Source organism: Aminobacter sp. P4_H6_2 (assembly GCF_056400805.1).
In genome coordinates this window covers 1-7,807 of the sequence record NZ_JBFUKO010000233.1, presented here as the reverse complement: position 1 = coordinate 7,807, position 7,807 = coordinate 1, and the positions used below count along the sequence as shown (strand labels likewise).

The following is a 7,807-nucleotide window of genomic DNA, read 5'->3' as shown; positions in this document are numbered from 1 at the left end:
GAGGAGAGGGCGGTCGTCGACAACGGCGAGGCGGATCATGACAGCGCTTGCTCCCTGTTCGACCCAGCCCAAGCCCAGCTATGGAAACGCCCGTAGGCGTTCCACATCATTGCAACCAATATGCGCGTCTGGTTGCGTGGGGAAGCGACTTAGGTCCCATCGAGATGGGAACAATGGACTCGAATCTAGCTGAGTTCGTCGAGCAATCGGCGCTGGCGGTGCATTTCGAGGAACACGCGATAATCGCGGTCGAAGCGCGGCTGAGCCGTTGGATTGGGTCGCCGGGCGCGGCCCTCCTGGCGCATCGCCGCACAAGCTTCGGTGAGGCTTGGATAGAGGCCGCCCGCGGCTGCCGCAGCCATCGCCGTGCCCAAAAGCACGGCGTCGCCGCCAATTGGCTCGACGACCGTGCAGCCGGTCGCGTCGGCGTAGAGTTCCATCAGCAACGGATTGCGGGTGTGGCCGCCGGTGACATGCAGCGTGTCGATGCCGTAGCCGTTGGCGTTGAGCGCGTCGAGCACGTGGCGAAGGCCAAGTGCTATGGCAACGGCCGTGCGCCAGTAGAGCCGACACAGGCTGTCGAAGGAGACATCGAGCGTCAACCCGCTGATCACGCCAAGCGCATGCGGATCGGCCAGCGGCGAGCGATTGCCGTGGAAATCGGGCAGCACATGCAGACGCCCGGCCAGATCGAGCCCTTCGACGCTACGCAGCTGCATGATACGTTCAGTGATGCGCTGGTGCATCGCAACGTCGGGCTCGCCGCCGGCACCATGCCAGCGGATGATGTGGTCAAGCAGGGCACCTGTCGCCGACTGGCCACCTTCRCTTAGCCAAAGATCAGGCAGTGCCGCGCCAAAATACGGCCCCCACACCCCGGCAAAGGGGCGCGGTTCCGCCGACATGGCCATGACGCAGCTCGAGGTGCCCGCGATCAAGGCGAGATGGCGTTCGATGCCGGGACGGCCGCCGATGACGCCAACAGCACCCGCAAATGCGTCGATCATGCCGGCGCCGACGCGGCAAGCAATCGTGAGCCCCAGCGCCGAGGCGGCAGCAGGCGTAAGCGGGCCGAGATCGGAGCCGACCGGGCTTGCCCGACCAGGCAATGCGGCATGTTCGAAGAGGTCGGCAAGGCCGACTGCCGTGAAGAAGTCGTGACGCCATGCTTCGCGCTCGTGGGCGAGATAGGTCCATTTGGCGGTCAGCGTGCATTGCGAGCGGGCGACCGAGCCGCATGCCTTGTGGGTGAGGAAATCGGCAAGGTCGAAGAGCTGACCGGTACGGACCCAGCTTTCCGGCAGATGACGCTTGACCCACATCAGCTTGGGCGTTGCCATCTCCGGCGACATGACGCCGCCAACATAATCAAGCACGTCGTTGCGGGTCGCCGTGCATTCGTCGGCCTCCGCCAAGGCGCGATGGTCGAGCCAGACGATGGTGTCCCAGCGGTCCTCACCGCAGCCCGACACGCCAACCTGCTCGCCAGCCTTGCCCCTGAACACGGTCGAGCATGTCGCGTCGAAGCTGATGCCGGCGACGTCGCCGGGCTCAACGTCAGCGGTCGCGCGCGCAAGACGCACCGCCACGCAAACTGCCTGCCAGATGTTTTCGGAATCGTGCTCGCATTGGCCTGATATCGAGCGGTTCATGGCGATGGGGTGTTCGGCGCGGCCGAGCAGCTTGCCTGTGGGATCGAAAATGCCGGCGCGCGCGCTGCCTGTGCCCACGTCGACGGCACATAGATAGGTCGCCATCAGGATGACAACGCCCTGCAAGGCCCGTGCCGACTGCTGCTGCCGGACGGAGTTGGTCGCAATTTCACCTGATGTAAAAGTGCGCAAATCAAAGCCATGACGCGCAGTCTATATGCGGGTCATTGGTAATTCCAGCGGTCAGCGGCAGCTTGGACTTGGCTCACAAACTGTCGCCGAGGTAACGCGTCAGCGTCTCTTTGGTCCCCAGCTTCCAAAGCGTATCGAGACTATGGCCGAAGGTCTTGCCGAAGATCGGCGACTTGCCGACTTCGCCGTAGATGTCTTCCATGGCGAGCCAGGTCTCGGGCGCGCCTCGGGCTGCCTTTGCGGTTGCATGCAAGCGATTCCAGTTGGGGTCGTTTGGTTCGATCACCGCGCCTGAATCGGTAGTCCCGAAGCAGTAGCGAGCCCAGAGCGCGGATTCGAGCGCGAGGCCCGTTATGCCAGCTCCCGCTTTCAGCCGGTCGGCTATCGTCGGAATAATGAACTTCGGCTGCCTGTTGGATCCGTCGAGGCAAAGCCGGCGTACGGTGTCGCCAATCTTCGGATTGGAAAAGCGGCGCTCGATGAGCTGGCAATACTCTTCCAGGACGACACCCGGTACCGGCGGCACGGTCGGGATGATTTCCTCGCGCGCGAGCTTGGCAAGGAATGCGCACACCAGCGGGTTGTCCATAGCCTCGTGGACGAAATGGATGTCCATCAGCCCGGCGGGATAAGCGATAGTGGCATGGCCGCCATTGAGGATTCTGATCTTCATCAGCTCGAACGGGGCGACGTCATGGACGAATTGCACGCCGACCTTTTCCAGCGCGGGGCGCCCATCGGTGAAATGGTCCTCCATCACCCATTGCTTGAACGGCTCGCAGAAAACCGGCCAATTATCGTCGACACCGAAATCGCTGCTCAAGATGGAGCGTTCGCGATCGGTGGTGGCAGGAGTGATGCGGTCGACCATGCTGTTGGGAAAGGCGACGTTTTCGCTGACCCAGTCAGCCAGCGTTTCATCGACAAGCCGGGCGAGACCAACCATCGCATCTGATGTGACATGGCCGTTGCCCGGGATGTTGTCGCAAGACATGACGGTGAAGGGCACTATGCCGTCTTCGCGGCGCCGCATGAGACCGGCAAGGATGATGCCGAACACGGTCTTCGGCGTTGCGATGTTTTCAGCGTCCGCGACAATGTCGGGATGGGCCGGGTTGAACACCCCGGATGCCGGATCGATGAAATAACCGCCTTCGGTAATGGTCAGCGAAACGATGCGGATCGCCGGGTCGGCCAGGCGCTCGATGATGGCTGTGGCGTCGCCGGGCATCAGGAAATCGATCATGACCGAAGTGACGCGGGCGCTCATATGGCCGCTGTCTTGCTCCACCACGGTGGTCAGCCAATCCTGCTCGGCAAGTTTGGCGCGCCCGACCTTTTCGCCGTCGAAGACGCCTGCGCCGACGATCGCCCAATCATGGCCGATGCCGGAATTGAACAGCTCGTCGAGATAGACGCCCTGGTGCGAGCGATGGAAATTGCCAACGCCGAAATGCACGATGCCGGCCGTGAGCGACGAGCGGTCGTAGGTTGGACGCGCGACGTTGGCGGGAAGCTGGCCGAGATTCGCTTGGGAGAGTTTCACGGTCATGGTTCGACGCTTTCTTTTTGGGGTTCAGCGCAGACGTCTCCAATCCCTTCGCCCCGTTTACGGGGAGAAGGTGGCCCGAAGGGCCGGATGAGGGGCCATGCCAAGATTGGCAAGGTCAGATTTGCCCCTCACCTGCCTGCCGGCATCCTCTCCCCGTGAACGGGGAGAGGAACGCTGTCTTCAGCTCATCCAGTTGCCGCCATCGACATTGTAGGTCTGGGCGACGATGTATTGGCTCTCCGACCCGGCGAGGAAAATCGCCATGCCGACGAGGTCTTGTGCCGTGCCCATGCGGCCAAAGGGGACGGCTTCGCCGACAAGGCGCTTCTTTTCGCCTCGGGGCCGGTTTTCGTATTTGGCAAACAGCTCGTCGACGTGGTCCCAATGCTCGCCCTCGACCACGCCCGGGGCGATGGCGTTGACGTTGATGCCATGCTTGATCAGGTCGAGCCCAGCCGACTGGGTCAGGCTGATGACGGCGGCCTTGGTGGCGCAATAGACACCGACGAGCGCTTCGCCGCGACGACCGGCCTGGCTCGCCATGTTGATGATTTTTCCGCCCCGGCCAGCGGCAATCATCGAGCGGGCAACCGCTTGCAAGGTGAAAAGCGTGCCGGCGACATTGACGGCAAACAGCTTGTCGTAGCTTGCCTTCGAAATCTCGACGATGGGAGCGAGGTCGAACAGGGCGGCATTGTTGACGAGGATATCGATCCCGCCAGCCTTGGCTTCGACTGCTTTCACCGCCGCTTCGATCGAGGCCAAGTCGGTCACATCCAGCTTGACCGCATAGGCCGACGTGCCGATCTCGGCGGCGGTCTTTTCGGCGGCCTCAAGATTGATGTCGCCGATGGCAACTGTCGCACCCTCGTGGACATAAGCTTCGGCGAAAGTACGGCCGATGCCGCGCGCGGCACCCGTGATCAGCGCCGACTTGCCCTTGAGCCTGGCGCTCACATCGCCCTCCCATCGGTGCCAAAGCGGTGGATCTTGGCCGGGCTGGGGGTGAGGTAGATCGTTTCGCCATGGCGCACGCCGATCTCGCCGTCGGCACGGACTGTCAGCGGGCCAACCTGGTCTGCTTGGACGTGAAGGAAGGTGTCGGAACCGAGATGTTCGGCGACACCGACCGTCGCTTTCCATTCGCCTGATGTGGTCGAGATGCCAAGATGCTCGGGCCTGACCCCGATGGTCGTCGCACCATGCTTGGCAGCCGCCGCACCGTTGATCAGGTTCATCTTCGGCGAGCCGATGAAGCCGGCGACAAACAGGTTTTTGGGCGTCTTGTAGAGGTCCATCGGCGAGCCGACCTGCTCGATGTTGCCGGCATTCAGCACCACGATCTTGTCGGCCATGGTCATCGCCTCGACCTGGTCGTGGGTGACATAGATCATCGTCGTCTTGAGCTGGTGGTGAAGTTCACTGATTTCCAGGCGCATCGTGCCGCGCAGGGCGGCGTCGAGGTTCGACAGCGGCTCGTCGAACAGAAAGGCCGAAGGCTGGCGCACGATGGCGCGGCCAATGGCGACGCGCTGGCGCTGGCCACCCGAGAGCTGGCCAGGGCGGCGTTCGAGATAGTTTGTCAGGTTCAGGACGCGAGCAGCATCCTTGACCTTCTTGTCGATGACGGCCGGATCGTCGCCCGCCATCTTCAGCGGAAAGGCGATGTTTTTGTAGACGCTCATATGCGGGTAGAGCGCATAGGACTGGAAGACCATCGCCAGGCGCCGCTTGGCGGGAGCCTCGCCGGTGACGTCGCGGCCATCGATGTCGATGCTGCCCGAGGTCGTGTCTTCCAGGCCGGCGATCAGCCTGAGCAAGGTCGACTTGCCACAGCCCGAAGGCCCGACGAAGACGACGAACTCGCCGTCTTCGATCTCCAGGTCGATATTGGGGATGATGATTGTCGCGCCGAAGGATTTCGACACTTTCTTGAGTTTGATGTTTCCCATGGTTTCCTCCCGCGGGTTCGACTACTTCACGGCGCCGAAAGTCAGGCCGCGGACGAGCTGGCGCTGGGAGAACCAGCCCATGATCAGGATTGGTGCGATGGCCAGTGTCGAGGCCGCCGAAAGCTTCGCCCAAAACAGGCCTTGCGGACTGGAGAACGACGCGATGAAGGCGGTCAGCGGTGCGGCGTTGGTGGTGGTCAGGCGGATGGTCCAGAACGACTCGTTCCAGGCCAGGATGATGTTGAGCAGCATGGTCGAGGCGATGCCGGGTACCGCCATCGGCGTCAGCACGTAGACGATCTCGCCCCACAGCGAGGCGCCATCCATGCGCGCGGCTTCAAGGATTTCGCCGGGGATTTCGCGGAAGTAGGTGTAGAGCATCCACACCACGATCGGCAGGTTGATTAGCATCAGCATGACGGTCAGGCCGATGTGGGTGTCGAGAAGATGGGTGTCGCGGAAGATCAGGTAGATCGGCACCAAAACGGCAACCGCCGGCATCATCTTGGTGGAGAGCATCCACATCAGGATGTCTTTGGTGCGCTTGGTCGGCGAAAATGCCATCGACCAGGCGGCAGGAATGGCAATCAGCAGAGCGAGGATCGTCGAGCCGACAGCGATGATCACCGAATTCAGGAAGAACTTGAAATAGTTGCTCTGCGCCTGGACCTCGGCATAGCTCTCCAGCGTGCCCGACGGGATCAGGCTGAAGCCTGCGATCGCCTCGGTCTCCGACTTGAAGCTGGTGATGATCGTATAAAGGATGGGAAAGAAGATCAGCAGGGCCACCACCCAGGCCGCCACGGTGAACCCGATCTTGCGATTGGTCGAGACTGCGCGTGCCATGGTTTGCTCCTCACTTGTCCAGGTTCTTGCCGACGGCGCGCATCAGGAAGAAGGCGACGATGTTGGCAAGGATGACCGCGATGATGCCGCCGGCCGATGCGCCGCCGACGTCGTAGCCAAGAAGTGCCGTGCGGTAGATCAGGAAGGGCAGGTTGGTCGAAGCGTAGCCCGGGCCGCCATTGGTGGTGACGAGGATCTCCGCATAGACGCCGAGCAGGAAGATGGTCTGGATCAGGATGACCACCGTGATCGCGCGCGAGATATGGGGGATCGTCAGATAGATGAAGCGGCTGACAAAGCCCGCGCCGTCCATTTCGGCGGCCTCTTTCTGCTCGCCATCGAGTGACTGAAGCGCGGTCAAAAGGATCAGCGTGGCAAATGGCAGCCACTGCCAGGCAACGATGATGATGATGGAAAACAGCGGGTATTGCGCGAACCAGTCGACTGGCTGGGCGCCGAAGAACCTGGCGATGTCGGCGAAGACCCCGTAGCCAGGGTGCATGATCATGTTTTTCCACACCAGTGCCGCCACCGGGGGCATGACGAAGAACGGTGAGATCACCAGGATGCGCACGATGCCCTGGCCGAACATCGGCTGGTCGAGCAGCAGCGCCAGCGCGATGCCGCCGATGACGGTGATCAGCAGCACGCCGACAACCAGAACCAGCGTGTTCCAGATTGACTGGAAGAAGGCCGGGTCGGTGTAGAAATACTTGTAATTGAACAGGCCGGCGAAGCTGACATTGCCCGGATTGAGCAGATTGTAGTTCAGGAACGAAAACCACAGCGTCATCGCCAATGGCACGATCATCCAGACAAAGAGAAGGATCACCGACGGCGCCATCATGAAGCGCGCGAGCGTACGGGTCTGTCGAGTAGCCATTGATATCACCGCGTAAGATCAAAAGATGCTTCGAGCGGAAAGGGGCCGTCCGGACTGGGAGACCGGACGGCCAGGCACCGGGAGGATGCCCTATTTGATGTAGCCGGCGCGGGTCATTTCACGGACCGAGGCGGTCTGAGCACCAGCCAGCGCGTCATCGACACTCGACTGTCCGGCGAGTGCCGCCGAGAAAAGCTGTCCAACCGTCGTGCCAAGGCCCTGGAACTCCGGAATGGCCACGAACTGCACGCCGACGTAAGGCACCGGCTTGACGGTGGGCTTGGTCGGGTCGGCCGAGTTGATCGAGTCCAGGGTCATTTTGGCGAAGGGGGCTGCCTTCTGGTACTCAGGGTTGGCGTAAAGCGAGCTGCGCGTTCCCGGAGGAACGTTGGCCCAGCCTTCCTTCGAGGCGACGAGGTCGAGGTAACCCTTGCTGGTTGCCCAGGAGACGAACTTTTCAGCCGCTTCTGCTTTCTGCGTGCCGGCCGGAATGCCGAGCGACCACGCCCACAGCCAGTTTCCACGCTTGCCGAGACCATTGTCGGGCGCCAGCGCATAGCCAACCTTGTCGGCAACGGTGGAGTCCTTGGGGTTCGACACGAAGGAAGCCGCAACCGTGGCGTCGATCCACATGCCGCACTTGCCCTGCTGGAACAGCGCCAGGTTTTCGTTGAAGCCATTGGAAGACGCGCCAGAGGGGCCGGCGTCCTTCATCAGGTCGACATAGAAC

The 7,807-nt window shown here is 61.9% G+C and carries 7 protein-coding genes; all 7 read right to left on the bottom strand.

The window, feature by feature from the left end; translation table 11 throughout:
* Nucleotides 1-185: 185 nt before the first annotated feature.
* Complete coding sequence (locus AC1DUU_RS17035) at nucleotides 186-1,757, bottom strand: FGGY-family carbohydrate kinase (protein ID WP_476784591.1); 1,572 nt, start codon at nucleotides 1,755-1,757, stop codon at nucleotides 186-188.
* A gap of 160 nt (nucleotides 1,758-1,917) precedes the next feature.
* Nucleotides 1,918-3,396, bottom strand: a complete 1,479-nt coding sequence (locus AC1DUU_RS17030) for a mannitol dehydrogenase family protein (RefSeq protein WP_476784590.1) — start codon at nucleotides 3,394-3,396, stop codon at nucleotides 1,918-1,920.
* 180 nt (nucleotides 3,397-3,576) lie between these two features.
* Nucleotides 3,577-4,353: an L-iditol 2-dehydrogenase gene (locus tag AC1DUU_RS17025; RefSeq protein WP_476784589.1), complete on the bottom strand. Its 777-nt coding sequence runs from the start codon at nucleotides 4,351-4,353 to the stop codon at nucleotides 3,577-3,579.
* Nucleotides 4,350-5,348 (bottom strand): ABC transporter ATP-binding protein, encoded by a 999-nt coding sequence (locus AC1DUU_RS17020; RefSeq protein WP_476784588.1) that lies wholly within the window; start codon nucleotides 5,346-5,348, stop codon nucleotides 4,350-4,352. The genes AC1DUU_RS17025 and AC1DUU_RS17020 overlap by 4 nt, the downstream gene beginning before the upstream one ends.
* A 21-nt stretch (nucleotides 5,349-5,369) precedes the next feature.
* The gene (locus AC1DUU_RS17015; RefSeq protein ID WP_476784587.1) at nucleotides 5,370-6,194 is read right to left on the bottom strand and encodes a carbohydrate ABC transporter permease; all 825 of its coding nucleotides are present in this window, start codon (nucleotides 6,192-6,194) and stop codon (nucleotides 5,370-5,372) included.
* 10 nt (nucleotides 6,195-6,204) lie between these two features.
* Nucleotides 6,205-7,077, bottom strand: a complete 873-nt coding sequence (locus AC1DUU_RS17010; RefSeq protein WP_476784586.1) for a carbohydrate ABC transporter permease — start codon at nucleotides 7,075-7,077, stop codon at nucleotides 6,205-6,207.
* A gap of 90 nt (nucleotides 7,078-7,167) precedes the next feature.
* The coding region (locus AC1DUU_RS17005) for an extracellular solute-binding protein (protein ID WP_476784585.1) at nucleotides 7,168-7,807 on the bottom strand (640 nt) is incomplete at its 5' end.

Excerpts from the sequence above, each read along its gene's own strand:
- AC1DUU_RS17020 (WP_476784588.1), bottom strand. The coding sequence starts at position 5,348 with ATGGGAAACATCAAACTCAAGAAAGTGTCGAAATCCTTCGGCGCGACA.
- AC1DUU_RS17010 (WP_476784586.1), bottom strand. The coding sequence starts at position 7,077 with ATGGCTACTCGACAGACCCGTACGCTCGCGCGCTTCATGATGGCGCCG.
- AC1DUU_RS17030 (WP_476784590.1), bottom strand. The coding sequence starts at position 3,396 with ATGACCGTGAAACTCTCCCAAGCGAATCTCGGCCAGCTTCCCGCCAAC.
- AC1DUU_RS17015 (WP_476784587.1), bottom strand. The coding sequence starts at position 6,194 with ATGGCACGCGCAGTCTCGACCAATCGCAAGATCGGGTTCACCGTGGCG.